At 66.9% G+C, this 14875-nt stretch carries 10 protein-coding genes; 7 read left to right on the forward strand and 3 right to left on the reverse strand.

What is annotated here, in order from left to right:
* Positions 1–30 precede the first annotated feature (30 nt).
* Positions 31–438, forward strand: coding sequence for a pilin (locus tag NRY95_05895; protein ID UYC17492.1), 408 nt, complete (start codon positions 31–33; stop codon positions 436–438).
* Positions 439–663: 225 nt separating this feature from the next.
* Positions 664–1086 (forward strand): pilin, encoded by a 423-nt coding sequence (locus tag NRY95_05900; protein UYC18516.1) that lies wholly within the window; start codon positions 664–666, stop codon positions 1084–1086.
* A 522-nt stretch (positions 1087–1608) separates the two neighbouring features.
* Here NRY95_05900 and NRY95_05905 read toward each other — a convergent pair.
* The gene (locus NRY95_05905; protein UYC17493.1) at positions 1609–2304 is read right to left on the reverse strand and encodes a transposase; all 696 of its coding nucleotides are present in this window, start codon (positions 2302–2304) and stop codon (positions 1609–1611) included.
* Positions 2305–2508: 204 nt separating this feature from the next.
* Here NRY95_05905 and pilB point away from each other — a divergent pair, with 204 nt between their 5' ends.
* Positions 2509–4245, forward strand: coding sequence for a type IV-A pilus assembly ATPase PilB (gene pilB / locus NRY95_05910; protein ID UYC17494.1), 1737 nt, complete (start codon positions 2509–2511; stop codon positions 4243–4245).
* Positions 4246–4410: 165 nt separating this feature from the next.
* On the opposite strand, the gene NRY95_05915 is transcribed toward pilB, so the two are convergent.
* Positions 4411–5799: a sigma-54 dependent transcriptional regulator gene (locus NRY95_05915; protein UYC17495.1), complete on the reverse strand. Its 1389-nt coding sequence runs from the start codon at positions 5797–5799 to the stop codon at positions 4411–4413.
* Between the two features lie 75 nt (positions 5800–5874).
* Positions 5875–7488 carry a HAMP domain-containing histidine kinase gene (locus tag NRY95_05920; protein UYC17496.1) on the reverse strand — a complete coding sequence of 538 codons (1614 nt, stop codon included), beginning with the start codon at positions 7486–7488 and terminating at the stop codon, positions 5875–5877.
* A gap of 325 nt (positions 7489–7813) precedes the next feature.
* Between NRY95_05920 and sucC the strand changes: the two genes are divergently transcribed.
* The 4 genes from sucC to NRY95_05940 all read left to right on the forward strand — a co-directional run bounded on the left by sucC (position 7814) and on the right by NRY95_05940 (position 14714).
* Complete coding sequence (gene sucC, locus NRY95_05925) at positions 7814–8977, forward strand: ADP-forming succinate--CoA ligase subunit beta (GenBank protein ID UYC17497.1); 1164 nt, start codon at positions 7814–7816, stop codon at positions 8975–8977.
* 23 nt (positions 8978–9000) lie between these two features.
* The gene (sucD, locus tag NRY95_05930; protein ID UYC17498.1) at positions 9001–9873 is read left to right on the forward strand and encodes a succinate--CoA ligase subunit alpha; all 873 of its coding nucleotides are present in this window, start codon (positions 9001–9003) and stop codon (positions 9871–9873) included.
* A gap of 586 nt (positions 9874–10459) precedes the next feature.
* Positions 10460–12559 (forward strand): pyrroloquinoline quinone-dependent dehydrogenase, encoded by a 2100-nt coding sequence (locus NRY95_05935; GenBank protein ID UYC17499.1) that lies wholly within the window; start codon positions 10460–10462, stop codon positions 12557–12559.
* Positions 12560–13076: 517 nt separating this feature from the next.
* Positions 13077–14714, forward strand: coding sequence for an NAD+ synthase (locus NRY95_05940; protein UYC17500.1), 1638 nt, complete (start codon positions 13077–13079; stop codon positions 14712–14714).
* Positions 14715–14875: the final 161 nt, after the last annotated feature.

Below are 14875 nucleotides of genomic sequence, written 5' to 3' on the forward strand. Positions count from 1 at the left end.
ACTCAACACCATACTCTAGGGGATTCACAAATGAAGAAGCAGCAGGGCTTTACCCTGATCGAACTGATGATCGTGATCGCGATCATCGCGATCCTGGCCGCCATTGCGTTGCCGATGTACCAGGACTATGTCGCCAAGTCGCAGGTCACTGCCGGTCTCGCCGAAATCACCCCCGGCAAGACTCAGGCGGAAGTGCTGTTGAATGAAGGTACCGATTTCTCGACTGCAGCCGCAATAGGCCTGGCCGTGTCTTCTCGATGCACTGCACTTGACGTTTCTGGCACCGCTAGTACGGGCGCGGCATCGATCAAGTGCACCTTGGCGGGTAATTCTAAGATTTTAAGTAAGTCCATTACGCTGACCCGTACTGCAGACACTGGTGTCTGGACTTGTGCTACCACGGCGGACACCAAGTACAAGCCGGGCGGCTGCAGCTGATCGTATGCTGATCGGATAAAAGGTCCTGTCTAAGATGGTAATGCTGTCCAGTTGATTATTGGGCCTGTACAGGGTCTTCCAAAAAAATCCGATGCCAGATCTCTGGCGTCGGATTTTTTATGCCTATCCGTCGCAAATGTTTGACATGAGCGACTTGTTGAGTTTGGCATGTTTGGTGCTGTATGAGATCAATGGGGCGGAACGGCAGAAGATAACGGGGTGGGTATGTGCTGCAGTCGTAACAGAGTTGGGGGATTCACTCTGATCGAACTGATGATCGTGGTGGCGATCATCGCGATCCTGGCCGCTATTGCGTTGCCGATGTACCAGGACTATGTGGCGAAGACGCAGGTAGCTGCCGCGCTTGCAGAAATTCGGCCGGGCAAAACGACGGTTGAATATGTGGCCCAAGAAGATAAGGAGCCGTCACTTGTTGACGTCGATTACGTGGGGTTGAAAGTAAGTACGCGATGCCCCGAGCTTGCAGCCACACTTACAGGTGCAGGTGTCGGAACCATCACGTGTACGGTGAGAGGTAATTCGAAAGTGGATGGCAAGGACCTGGTGCTGCGACGTGACACCGACGGCGTATGGAGTTGCGACGGCAGCGCATTCGATGAGCGTTACCGGCCAGCCGGCTGTGGTTGAATCGAATAACGGCGAATAACGGGGCGAATAACGGGGCCAGAGGAAATATCCGTTTTGGGCGAATAACGGGGCCAGAGGAAATATCCGTTTCAACTTTTCGTTCGTGTAGCGGCCGCAAGCCCTCCTCCCGGGCAATAACGGGCCAGAGTCTGAGGTTTCCCCCGGCGAATAACGGGGCCAGAGGAAATATCCGTTTTGGAATAACGGGGCCAGAGGAAGTATCCGTTTGAACTACCTGTTCAATCAGCCACCCGAATATCGGGGCCAGAGGAAATATCGAATATCGGGGCCAGCGAATATCGGGGCCGAATATCGGGGCCAGAGGAAATATCGGTTTGAACTTTCGCCGAATATTGGGGCCGGATAACGGGGCCAGAGGAAATATCCGTTTCAACTTTTCGTTCGTGTAGCGGCCGCAAGCCCTCCTCTCGGGCAATAACGGGCCAGAGTCTGAGGTTTCCCCGGGAATAACGGGGCCCGGGAATAACGGGGCCAGAGGAAGTATCCGTTTGAACTACCTGTTCAATCAGCCACCGATTTCCTCGGCCGCCCTGGTGGCTGGACGTGCACCGGACGATTCAGCGTTCGCGCCGCCATGGCTTGAAAGCGCGGATGGCCGAGCGCGCGTTCCTGCTGAAGATGCAGGCGAATGGCGTGCAATTCGTCGTCGGCGACGCCTTGATACAGCCATTGACGATAGCTGGCGGCTCGGTCTGCCGGGTCGGTGCCGAGCGCAAGATAGGCCGGATGCGGTGAAACGGCTGGGTCGGCCGCGATTCCCAGGCTGGAACGCGCGCTGGACCAGTGGTAATCCTCTGCCGCGGTGGTCATGGCCGCCCGGACGGGATTGAGTTCGATGTAGCGATGGACCATCAGCAGGTAGCGCTCCGAATCGACGAGGCAGGACTTGAAGCGTCCTTCCCATAAGGTGCCGGTACGCCCGTGTTTGCGATTGAATACCGGCACGTAGCGCTGTCCCAATACCCGCATTGCGGCCGATAGCCGCCCAGGTGCCGGTGGCGTGAGCAGAAGATGCACATGGTTGGTCATCAGGGCATAGGCATGCAGGGCGATGTCGTGTGCCTTCAACGCATCGTTGAGGAGGGCGCGATAGCGCGAGTGGTCATCCTCGTCCAGGAACACCGCGCCGCGATTCACGCCGCGCTGGGTGATGTGCAGGGGAAAGCCAGGTAGTTCGAGTCGGGGGCGGCGCGGCATGGCAAGAGCGACAGATGTCGATGTCCCATCCTGTGCCGATGTCCTGCCTATGTTGGATAGGAGTTTGCCGCACGACTGGGTCGAGAGATGCCGTCGATTTCAAACGGATATTTCCTCTGGCCCCGTTTGGGAGTCGGGCGTTTGTACAAGGCCGTGCGCGGCCAACCGATGCGTTATTCTTGCCCGGGTAGCCTAGGGGGCCATATGAACGCTCAGACATCCGCCAATCTGGTCGGCATCACCGGCATCGCACGCCGCCTGGTTCAGGACGGCGCGCTGGAGGAAGCGGTCGCGCGAACCGCGATGGCGCATGCCGCCGAGGCCAAGATCCCGCTGCCGCAGTGGTTTTCCGAGAAGAAGCTGGTCACCGCGGCGCAGCTGGCCGCCGCCAATGCGGTCGAGTTCGGGATGCCGCTGCTGGACGTGTCGGTGTTCGATGCCAGCCAGAGCGCGATCAAGCTGGTCAGCGAGGAGTTGCTGCAGAAGCACCAGGTGCTGCCGCTGTTCAAGCGCGGCAACCGGCTGTTCGTGGGGGTCAGCAATCCGACCCAGACCCGGGCGCTGGACGACATCAAGTTCCATACCAATCTGACGGTGGAGCCGATCCTGGTCGACGAGGACCAGATCCGGCGCACCCTGGAGCAGTGGCAGACCAGCAACGATACGCTCGGCAACAGCCTGGGCGGCGACGACGAGGGCATGGACAACCTCGAGGTCGGTGCCGGCGACGAGGACATGGGCAGCGGCGGCGATACCGGCGTCGATGCCAAGGGCGACGATACGCCCGTGGTCAAGTTCGTGAACAAGATGCTGGTCGATGCGATCCGCCGCGGCGCCTCGGACATCCACTTCGAGCCGTACGAGGACGACTATCGGGTGCGCCTGCGCATCGATGGCCTGCTCAAGAGCGTGGCCAAGGCGCCGGTCAAGCTCAACCAGCGCATTGCGGCGCGCTTGAAGGTGATGTCGCAGCTGGACATCGCCGAGAAGCGCGTGCCGCAGGATGGGCGCATCAAGCTCAACCTGTCCAAGAGCAAGCAGATCGACTTCCGCGTCAGCACGCTGCCGACGCTGTTCGGCGAGAAGATCGTGCTGCGTATCCTCGACGGCAGTGCGGCCAAGCTGGGCATCGACAAGCTCGGCTACGAGCCGGAGCAGCAGAAGCTGTTCCTGGACGCGATCCACAAGCCCTACGGCATGGTGCTGGTGACCGGCCCCACCGGCTCGGGCAAGACGGTGTCGCTGTACACCGCGCTGGGCATCCTCAACGACGATACCCGCAACATCTCCACCGCCGAGGATCCGGTCGAAATCCGCCTGCCCGGCGTCAACCAGGTGCAGCAGAACAACAAGCGCGGCATGACCTTCGCCGTGGCGCTGCGCTCGTTCCTGCGCCAGGATCCGGACATCATCATGGTCGGCGAAATCCGCGACCTGGAAACCGCAGAGATCGCGATCAAGGCGGCGCAGACGGGCCACATGGTGCTGTCCACGCTGCATACCAACGATGCGCCGCAGACCATCGCGCGCCTGATGAACATGGGCATCGCGCCGTACAACATCACCAGTTCGGTGACGCTGGTGATCGCGCAGCGCCTGGCGCGGCGGCTGTGCAACAACTGCAAGCGCCCGACCCAGTTGCCGGAGAACGCGCTGCTGGCCGAGGGCTTCAGCGAGGCCGAGGTCGCCGCCGGCATCCAGCTGTACGAGGCGGTAGGCTGCGACGAGTGCACCGAGGGCTACAAGGGCCGCACCGGCATCTATCAGGTGATGCCGATGAACGACGAGATCGCGGCGATCGTGCTGCAGGGCGGCAACGCGATGGACATCGCCGAGGCGGCGCAGAAGATCGGGGTCAAGGACCTGCGCCAGTCGGCGCTGCTCAAGGCGCGCGCCGGCATCACCAGCCTGGCGGAGATCAATCGCGTGACCAAGGATTGATGGGGCCGGGATTCGGCATTCGGGATTGGGGATTCGTAAGAGCGGAGCAGCGGCTTTTCATTCCGGCTTGATCCGGCTTTTTTCCACTTAGGCCGAATGAGGGGGAAGGATGGGAAGCCATTGCTTTTACGACTCCCCAATCCCGCCTCCCCAATCCCCGCTCTTCTACTCCATCCCCAATTTCTTGAGCTTGTAGCGCAGCGCACGGAAGGTGATGCCGAGCTGGGCCGCGGTGCGGGTCTTGTTCCAGCGGTTCTCTTCCAGCGCCTTCTGGATCGCGGCGCGTTCGAGCTGCTCGATGTAGGAGGGCAGGGCCGAGGAGGTCGGGTCGATGTCGACCACGCCGGGCGGCAGCGCCGGGGCGGCTTCCGCCGCGGCGCGCGCGCTGTTGCCGGGTTGCGGCAGGCGCAGGTCGGCGGCGCTGATCTGGTCGTCTTCGGCCATCGCCAGGGCGCGCTCGAGGATGTTCTCCAGTTCGCGCACGTTGCCGGGGAAGGCGTAGCGGTTCAGCGCGTCCAGCGCCGATGGCGACAGCAGCGGGGTGACCCGGCCGTGGCTCTTGGCCAGCCGCGCCAGGATCGCCGCGGCCAGTTGCGGCAGGTCGCCGCCGCGGTCGCGCAGCGGCGGCACCCGCAGTTCGATCACGTTGATGCGGTAGTACAGGTCGTGGCGGAAGCGGCCGTCGGCGACCAGGTCGGCCAGGTCCTTGTGCGTGGCCGACAGGATGCGCACGTCGGTCGGCACTTCGATCGAGGCGCCGACCGGGCGCACCGCCTTCTCCTGGATCGCGCGCAGCAGCTTGACCTGCATCGGTAGCGGCAGCTCGGCGACTTCGTCCAGGAACAGGGTGCCGCCGTGCGCGGCCTGGAACAGGCCGGCCTGGTCGGCATGGGCGCCGGTGAAGCTGCCTTTCTTGTGGCCGAAGAACTCGCTTTCCATCAGTTCGGCCGGGATCGCGCCGCAGTTGACCGGCACGAACGGCCCGGCCGCGCGCGCGCCCTGCTCGTGGATGGTGCGCGCGACCAGTTCCTTGCCGACGCCGGACTCGCCGAGGATGTAGACCGGCGCCTGGCTGCGCGCGACCTTGGCGATGGTGGCGCGCAGCACGTCCATCGCCGTCGAGGCGCCGAGCAGGCGGCTGGCCTGCTCCGGCGGCGGCGCCGGCGGTGCGGCGCGTTCGCTGTTGTTGAGTTCCAGCGCGTGCTTGACCAGGCCGCGCAGCACGTGGATGTCCACCGGCTTGCTGACGAAGTCGAAGGCGCCGGCCTTCAAGGCTTCCACCGCCAGGTCCATGCTGCCGAAGGCGGTGATCATCGCCACCGGCGTGCGCGGATAGTGGCGGGCGATCTCGCTGACCAGTTCGATGCCGTTGCCGTCGGGCAGGCGCATGTCGGTGATGCACAGGTCGTAGGGATTGCTCGCCAGCAGTTCGCGGGCTTCGGCTAGGTTGGCGGCGGTGCTGATGCGCAGCCCCATCCTGCCCAGGGTCAGCACCAGCAGTTCGCGGATGTCGCGTTCGTCGTCGACGACAAGGGCGCTTCGGGTTTCGTTCATGTGCGGAAAAGATAGCCCAGGTGCAGGGGGAGGCGCCAATTTATCGACGCGGGCAGGAGCTTGGCGGAGCGATTCTCAACCAGACAGCATGGTGTGCGGGCCGGGCAGCCACACCCGGAAGCAGGCGCCGCCGGCCGGCACCGGCACGTATTCCAGGCGCGCCTGGTTGGCCCGGCACAGTTCGCGGGCGATATACAGGCCCAGCCCGGTGCCGTGCTCGGAGGTGGTGAAGAACGGGCGGAACAGCTGCGCGGCCACCGCTTCGGGAATGCCGGGACCGCGGTCCATCACGTCGACGATGGCGTTGCGTTCCTGGATCGCCACGCGCAGCCGCACCCGCGCCGGCTCCTCCATCACCCGGCCGTACTTGAGCGCGTTGTGCACCAGCGCGCTGAGGATCTGGTGCAGGTGCTTGGGATCGACCAGCGCGTGCACCGGCTGCGGGGCGAGGATGGCTTCCAGGCTGTCGGTCTCGATCGACAGGGTCTGCCGGTATTCCAGCACGAAGCGGCGCACGAACACGCCCAGGTCCAGGTTCTCCGGATTGGAGCGCTCGCGCCTGGCCAGGCCCAGCACGCTCTCGACGATGCCGTTGGTGCGCTGGCACTGCATGTGGATGATCTGCAGCAGGCGGCGGTCGGCGTCGCCGATCGCCGGCGATTCCTCGAGCAGCTGCGAGGCGTAGCTGATCGCGGCCAGGGGGTTGCGGATCTCGTGCGCCAGGCTGGCCGAGAAGCGGCCCAGCGCCGACAGGGTCAGCGATTCGGCGCGCCGCGACACCACCGTCGCATCGTCCAGGAACACCAGGGTCAGGTCGCCTTCCATCAGCAGCCGGGCGAAGCGCGGCTGTACCTCGGGCTGGTCCGGCGACAGCTGCAGCGGCGTCTCTTCCTGGTTCCAGCCGTTGCGCCAGCGTTGCAGCCGCTTGCCCAGCTCCGGCGCGGCGCTGAGCAGGTCCAGGCGGCCGCTGGCGCTGTTGCCGTCGGCGTCGCCGAGCAGGGCCGAGGCCGCCTCGTTGGCCAGGGTGACGCGGTTCTGCGCGTCCACCACCAGTACCCCGGTGCGCATGCGGCGAATGATCAACTCGTTGATTTCGTAAAGATTCGCCACTTCGGCGCCGCGCCGGTCGGCCAGCGTCTGGCTGCTGCGCGCGCGCTGCCCGATCTGGTAGCAGATGTAGGCCACCGCCAAATAGCTGCTGGCGAACATGGCCAGTTCGGCCAGGCTGCGGGTGCTTTCGCCGCCGTCCAGCGAGGTCCACAGGTATTCCAGCAGGGTCGCCGCGGCGGCGGTCAGGGCGATGCCGAAGCCGTAGCGCAACGGCAGCAGCATCGCCGCGGCGGCGACATTGAACAGCAGCATCATCGCGATGCCGGCGCTGGCCGCCGGCAGCGCATGCGCGGCCAGGGTGGCCGCGGCGATGTCCGCGGTGGTGCTGCAGAACACGATCGGGATCAGGTGGCGTTCGTTGCGGCCCCATAGCAGGAGCAGCAGCGCCACCAGCAGGTAGGCGCTCGCCAGCCCGGCCGCCAGTTGCGCGAAGCGCGGCTCGCCGACCAGCACGCTCAACGGGCTGAACACCAGCGCCGCGATCAGCCCGGCCACCAGCACCCGGTACAGCGCGAAGAAATACAGTTCGCGGCGCGGGATGGACTCGATGCGGTCGATGAGCGAGGCGCTTGTGGGCAAGCCGGACTCCAGCCAGGCGACGGACGGCGCGAGTATAGGCGTCGCGCCGCGGAATGCGATGGCAGGCGTGGGATCGGGCCGGCGCCGGTGGCGGCCGCGGCATGGCAGGGGAGGGGCGGGGCGCGGTACTGCCCGAGCCGCGTCGCGGCGTTGCCGTGACGGGTCTGCGGGGCGGCCTGCGTCGGCGCCCGAACCGGCGCCCGAACCGGCGCTTTTGCGCCGCCGCCCAGGGTCGGCGACAATATGCAGCCCGTCCGTACCATTCCGCCGCCATCTCACGGCCCGGATCGCTGCGGGACGGTCGTTCCTCTTCCCACGGTGACGCATGAATTTCCACGAATACCAGGCGAAACAACTGTTTGCCGACTACGGCATCCCGGTCCCGGCCGGACGCGTCGCGTCCACGCCCGAAGAAGCCGTCGAAGCGGCCAATGCCTTGGGCAATGGCCCCTGGATGGTCAAGGCCCAGATCCACGCGGGCGGCCGCGGCAAGGCCGGCGGCGTGAAGTTCTGCAAGACCACCGACGACGTCAAGGCCGCTGCGGCCAAGATGCTCGGCACCTCGATGGAAACCTACCAGTCCGCTGGCGTGGCCCTGCCGATCAGCCTGGTGCTGGTCACCGAGGCCGGCGAGATCGCCAAGGAACTGTACCTGTCGGTGCTGGTGGACCGCGGCACCCAGTCGATCACCTACATCGCCTCGTCGGAAGGCGGCGTGGACATCGAGCAGGTCGCCGCCGAGACCCCCGAGAAGATCCAGACCCTCAACGTGAACTTCGTCGAAGGCCTGCAGCCCTACCAGGCGCGCGAGATCGGCTTCAAGCTCGGCCTCACCGCCAAGCAGGCCAACCAGCTGGCCAAGATCATGGGCGGCCTGTACACCCTGTTCAACGAAAAGGACCTGGCGCTGGTCGAACTGAACCCGCTGGCGATCCTGGACAGCGGCGACCTGTACGCGCTCGACGGCAAGGTCAACTCCGATGACAACGCCACCTTCCGCCACAAGGATCTGGCCGCCATGCGCGACAAGACCCAGGAAGACGAGGCCGAAGTGCGCGCCAGCGAGTACGACCTGAACTACGTGACCATGGACGGCAACATCGGCTGCATGGTCAACGGCGCCGGTCTGGCCATGGCCACCATGGACGTGATCGCGCTCAACGGCGGGTCGCCGGCCAACTTCCTGGATGTCGGCGGCGGCGCCACCAAGGAGCGCGTGACCGAGGCGTTCAAGCTGATCCTGTCCTCGGACAAGGTCAAGGCCATCTTCGTCAACATCTTCGGCGGCATCGTCCGCTGCGACATGATCGCCGAGGGCATCATCGCCGCGGTCAAGGAAGTGGACGTCAAGGTGCCGGTGGTGGTGCGTCTGGAAGGCACCAACGTCGAGGCAGGCAAGAAGCTGCTGGCCGAATCCGGCCTGGCCATCACCCCGGCCGACGACATCAACGATGGCGCCAAGAAGGTCGTCGCAGCCGTCGCTGCCTGAACCCACGAGACTAGGAAGAATTCATGTCTGTTTTGATCAACAAGAATACGAAGGTCATCGTGCAGGGCTTCACCGGCCAGCAGGGGACTTTCCACGCGACCCAGATGGTCGAGTACGGCACCCAGGTGGTCGGCGGCGTGACCCCGGGCAAGGGCGGCACCACCCACATCAACCTGCCGGTGTTCAACACCGTGCGTGAAGCGGTCGAAGCCACCGGCGCCGATGCGTCGGTGATCTACGTGCCGCCGCCGTTCGCGGCCGATGCGATCCTGGAAGCGGCCTCGGCCGGCATCAAGGTCATCGTCTGCATCACCGAAGGCATTCCGGTGCTGGACATGCTGCGGGTCAAGAACGTGCTGAAGTCGCACCCGGACGTGACCCTGATCGGGCCGAACTGCCCCGGCGTGATCACCCCGGGCGAGTGCAAGATCGGCATCATGCCGGGCCACATCCACATGCCGGGCAAGATCGGCATCGTGTCGCGCTCGGGCACGCTGACCTATGAAGCCGTGAAGCAGACCACCGCCGCCGGCCTGGGCCAGTCCACCGTCATCGGCATCGGCGGCGATCCGATCAACGGCCTGAACTTCGTCGACTGCCTCAAGCTGTTCAACGAAGACCCGCAGACCCAGGGCATCATCATGGTCGGCGAGATTGGCGGCGACGCCGAGGAAGCCGGTGCCGAGTACATCAAGGCCCACGTCAAGAAGCCGGTGGTCGGTTTTATCGCCGGCGCCTCGGCCCCTCCGGGCAAGCGCATGGGCCACGCCGGTGCGATCGCCTCGGGCGGTTCGGGCACCGCGGCCGGCAAGTTCGCGGCGATGGAAGCCGCCGGCGTCAAGACCGTCCGTTCGCCGGGCGACCTGGGCGCGGCGATCGCTTCGCTGGTGAAGTAAGCGACACGGCGGTTGCGGCATGCGGCGCTCAGGTGCCGTATGTCGCGACCGTTCGCTGGCGGCAATGCCGGTCAGCGTCGAACGGGGCCTCGCGAAAGCGGGGCCCTTTTTTTGTGTCGGCGTTTTTTCGAAGGTGTAGCGCCGTGCTGTCTCAGGTGACGAGTGCTTCGCCTGTACCTTCACCCCAAACTCCCCTCTCCGACCGGGCTTGTCGCTCTGCCGTTGCGTGCCGCGCGCCGCTGCTGCACCCGGCAACGTCTGTCAGCTCGGCATGTTCGACGCGGGATTTGCGTTCAACAGTGCGTTCGGCGTGACCTTCGCCGCAACGTGCGTTACCGGAAGGCCCGTCGCGCCCAACGGCCGGCGCTTCCAGAGCCGTTTCCACAGGATTTGCGCCGTGGCTGCGATTCGAGAATGTCCCGACGTGCGGTTGCCGGCCATCATGGGCCCGCTTGGCGCCCGCCCCATTCGTCCCTGCGCGCCCGCCATTGGTCACTGTCGTGGCCGCCGCCGTCCCTTGGCCGTGGCGGGCGGACGGGCGCTGCACATACTTGCCGCCACTTCACGCAACGACAGGAGCGCACCGGTGGGCAGCAGATGGCGGGCAGCGGTATGTGGTGCGGGACTGGCGCTGGGCGTTGGCGGGATCTGCGCGGCGGCGCCGGGCGACTGGTCCAGCTATGCCGGCGCGCCCGGCGGCGGCCAGCATTCGCCGCTGACCCAGATCACTCCGGACAACGTGGGACGGCTGCGCATCGCCTGGTCGTTCCGGACCGGCGAACTCGGCGCGGGCCTGCCGGATCCGGAGCGGCGCCGCTTCGAGGCCAATCCGCTGGTGCTGGACGGGCGCATGTACCTGGTCACCGGCACCGGCATCGCCTTCGCGCTGGATGCGGCCAGCGGCCGCGAACTGTGGTCGTTCGACGCCCAGGTCGCGCGCGGCAAGCACTACAGCGATCCGGCCTCGCGCGGGGTGAGCTTCTGGCGCGACGCGCAGGCCACGGACGGCACGTGCCGCGAGCGCATCGTGTTCGGCACCCTGGACGCACAGCTGATCGCGCTGGACGCCGCCGACGGTCGGCCCTGCGCCGGGTTCGGCACTGCCGGCAGCATCGACCTGCGGGCCGGGATCGACGTGCAGGACAGGCCCGGCGATGCCTGGGCCAACTATGCGGTGACCTCGCCGCCGGTGGTGGCCGGCGACGTGCTGGTGGTGGGCAGCTCGATCGGCGACAACCGCGGGCATGCGCTGGAGCAGGGCGTGGTGCGCGGCTACGACGCGCGCAGCGGCCGCGAGCTGTGGCGCTGGGATCCGGTGCCGCGCGCTCCGGCCGCCGCGGCCGCGGCCGGCTGGCAGCCGGAGCAGGCCGCCACGGTTGGCGGCGGCAACGCCTGGGCGCCGCTGGCGGTGGATCCGGCACTGGGGCTGGTGTACGTGCCGACCGGCTCGGCCAGTCCCGACTACTACGGCGGCGAGCGGCTCGGCGACAACCGCGATGCGAATTCGCTGGTGGCGCTGGACCTGCACAGCGGGCGCCGGGTGTGGGCGCAGCAACTGGTGCATCACGACCTGTGGGACTACGACCTGGCCTCGCAACCGGTGCTGACGACGGTGCAGACCGCGCAGGGGCCGCGCGAGGCGGTGCTGCAGGCGACCAAGACCGGCTTCCTGTTCGCCTTCGACCGCCGCGACGGCAGCCCGGTGTTCCCGATCAGCGAAGTGCCGGTGCCGGCGACCGACGTACCCGGCGAGCGCATCTCGCCGACCCAGCCGATGCCCGAGCCGGCGCTGCGCCTGGCGCGACATACGCCGCTGACCGCCGCCGACGCCTGGGGCGCGACGCCGGGCGCGCGCCGCGAGTGCGCCGCGCTGATCGCCGGGCTGCGTTCGGAAGGCCTGTTCACTCCGCCCAGCGTGCGCGGCACGATCGCGCTGCCGGGCTGGGCCGGCGGGGTGAACTGGGGCGGCATCGCGGTGGACCCGCAGCGCCAGCTGGCGATCCTGCCGGTGTCGGACCTGCCGATGCAGGTGGCGCTGATCCCGCGCGCGCAGTTCCTCGACAGCGACCACGCGCGTTATCCCGCCCAGCAGTTCAACGACATGCAGGGCACGCCGTACTACATGCGCCGCGGCATGCTGGCTTCGTCCCGCGGCGTTCCCTGCGTCAAGCCGCCATGGGGGCGGCTGGTGGCGGTGGACCTGCGCACGCGCAAGATCGCCTGGGAACGCCCGCTCGGCACGCTGGAAGAGCGGCTGCCGTGGCTGCCGCTGGACGTGGGCACGCCGCTGCTCGGCGGCGCGGTGACCACCGCCAGCGGGCTGACCTTCATCGCCGCGGCCGCCGATTCGCGCCTGCGCGCGCTCGACAGCGCCAGCGGCAAGACCCTGTGGGACGCCAAGCTGCCGGCGGGCGGCCAGGCCACGCCGTCGATCTATGCGGTGGGCGGCAAGCAGTACGTGGTGATCGCCGCCGGCGGCCGCGAGGGCATGGGGGCGCTGGGCGATTACGTGGTCGCCTATACGCTCGATGGCCAGGGCCAGGAGGTGGTGTTCCAGCACGGCGTGGCCGCGCGCATGGCGACCCTGGGCATCGTCGCGCTGGCGCTGCTCGCGGCCGTGGTGACGCTGTGGCGGCGCTGGCGCCGTCGGCGTCGTGCGCGGGCAGGGAGCCGCGGCAACGGATGAAGCGATGCGCGGCGTGCCGCTCCGTGTGGGAGCGACTTCAGTCGCGACGCGGGGTCTGTCAGCGATCGGCTTCGGAGCCAGTCGGGACTGAAGTCCCTCCCACAATGCACCCAGCGTGACTCGGCATGCGGCTCCTTGTGGGAGCGACTTCAGTCGCGACGCGGGGTCTGTCAGTGACCGGCTTCGGAACCAGTCGGGACTGAAGTCCCTCCCACAATGCACCCAGCGGGACTCGGCATGCGGCTCCTTGTGGGAGCGACTTCAGTCGCGACGCGGGGTCTGTCAGTGACCGGCTTCGGAGCCAGTCGGGACTGAAGTCCCTCCCACAACAGTGCACCCATCCGGTGACGGGCGCAGCGTGGGGTAGGCAAGCCGGATCGTCTGCCGCGGTGCGGCGCTACACTGCGCATTGCCGTCGTGCGCATGTCGGCTCCGCTGCTGCTGGCGCTGCGCCGTCGGCGGCTGGCATCGGCGCGGTCGCCGCGCTTTTCCCCCTCCCGCTTCTGCAAGGTTGTCCATGTCTTCTTCCCTTCGCATCGCCATGGCCCAGTTCGATTTTCCGGTCGGCGCCGTGGCTCAGAACACCGATCGCATCATCGCGATGATCGACGAGGCGCGCGACGAGTATGGCGCCGACATCGTGCTGTTCCCGGAACTGGCGGTCAGCGGCTATCCGCCGGAGGACCTGCTGCTGCGGCCCGGTTTCCTCGCCGATTGCGAACTGGCGGTGCAGCGCATCGCGGTGCGCGTGCACGGCATCGTCGCGGTGGTCGGCTGGCCGCAGAGCGCCGGCAGCGTGGTCTACAACGCGGCCAGCGTGCTGCGCGGCGGGCAGATCGAAACCACCTACCGCAAGCGCGAACTGCCCAACTACGCGGTGTTCGACGAGCGCCGCTATTTCGACGTCGATCCGGACGGCGGCAGCTGCGTGTTCGAGGTCAAGGGCACCCAGGTCGGCCTGGTGATCTGCGAGGACCTGTGGTTCCCCGAGCCGCTGGCCGATACCGTGCGCCACGGCGCCGAACTGGTGCTGGTGCCCAACGCCTCGCCGTACGAGCGCGGCAAGCATGCGCAGCGCGATGCGCTGCTGGCCGAGCGCACCCGCGAGACCGGCGTGGCGCTGGCCTATCTCAACGTGGTCGGCGGCCAGGATGCGCTGGTGTTCGACGGCGCCTCGGTGGTCGCCGACGGCGACGGCAGCGTGCATCCGGCCGCGGCGGCGTTCACCGACCAATGGCTGGTGGTGGACTACGCGACGCAGGCGCGTGCGTTCACGCCGTTGCGCTGGATCGACGACGGCGACGAGAGCATGGACGCGCTGGCCTGGCGCGCGGTGGTGCGCGGGCTGCGCGACTACTGCGGCAAGAACCGGTTTTCCAAGGTGTGGCTGGGCCTGTCCGGCGGCATCGATTCGGCGCTGGTGCTGGCGATGGCGGTGGACGCGCTGGGCGCGGACAACGTCACCGCGGTGCGGCTGCCGTCGCGCTACACGGCCGAGATGTCCAACGACCTGGCCGACGAGCAGTGCCGCGCGCTGGGGGTGACGCTGGAGACGGTGGCGATCGAGCCGGCGTTCGAGGGCTTGTTGAAAGCGCTCGGCCCGATGTTCGAAGGCACCCAGGCCGACGTCACCGAAGAAAACCTGCAGTCGCGCAGCCGCGGCGTGATCCTGATGGCGCTGGCCAACAAGTTCGGCGGGCTGCTGCTGACCACCGGCAACAAGAGCGAGTACGCGGTCGGCTACGCCACCATCTACGGCGACATGTGCGGCGGCTATGCGCCGCTGAAGGATCTGTACAAGACCGAAGTGTTCGGGCTGGCGAAATGGCGCAACACGGTCGGCGGCGCGCCGGTGATCCCGCCGGCGGTGATCGCGCGGCCGCCGTCGGCGGAACTGCGCGCCAACCAGACCGACCAGGATTCGCTGCCGCCGTACGACGTGCTCGACGGCATTTTGTATCGCTATGTCGACCAGGAGGAATCGCGCGACGAGATCGTCGCCGCCGGCTACGCCGCCGAGGTGGTCGATCAGGTGGTGCGGCTGGTGCGGATCACCGAATGGAAGCGGCACCAGGCCGCGCCGGGGCCGAAGGTGTCGCGCCGCGCGTTCGGCCGCGAGCGGCGTTATCCGATTACCAATGGGTATCAGGCATAGGCGGTAGGACGACGTCGCGGTCTCGCGGCGTTGAATTCCAAGACGGCGTTGCGCAGGGTGCCAGTCGCGTTTGAAGCCCTACAGACGCAGCGATGGGCTGCCCTGTAGGAAGGCTTCAGCCCCGGTGGTGTCCGCAGTCGGGAACATGCGACACCTCGCGC

It is taken from the genome of Xanthomonas campestris pv. phormiicola (assembly GCA_025666215.1).
In the GTDB taxonomy this organism is placed as follows: Bacteria; Pseudomonadota; Gammaproteobacteria; order Xanthomonadales; family Xanthomonadaceae; genus Xanthomonas_A; species Xanthomonas_A campestris_A.

Coding starts and splice junctions, on each gene's coding strand:
- sucD (UYC17498.1), top strand. CDS start 9,001: ATGTCTGTTTTGATCAACAAGAATACGAAGGTCATCGTGCAGGGCTTC.
- sucC (UYC17497.1), top strand. CDS start 7,814: ATGAATTTCCACGAATACCAGGCGAAACAACTGTTTGCCGACTACGGC.
- NRY95_05900 (UYC18516.1), top strand. CDS start 664: ATGTGCTGCAGTCGTAACAGAGTTGGGGGATTCACTCTGATCGAACTG.
- NRY95_05905 (UYC17493.1), bottom strand. CDS start 2,304: ATGCCGCGCCGCCCCCGACTCGAACTACCTGGCTTTCCCCTGCACATC.
- NRY95_05940 (UYC17500.1), top strand. CDS start 13,077: ATGTCTTCTTCCCTTCGCATCGCCATGGCCCAGTTCGATTTTCCGGTC.
- pilB (UYC17494.1), top strand. CDS start 2,509: ATGAACGCTCAGACATCCGCCAATCTGGTCGGCATCACCGGCATCGCA.
- NRY95_05895 (UYC17492.1), top strand. CDS start 31: ATGAAGAAGCAGCAGGGCTTTACCCTGATCGAACTGATGATCGTGATC.
- NRY95_05915 (UYC17495.1), bottom strand. CDS start 5,799: ATGAACGAAACCCGAAGCGCCCTTGTCGTCGACGACGAACGCGACATC.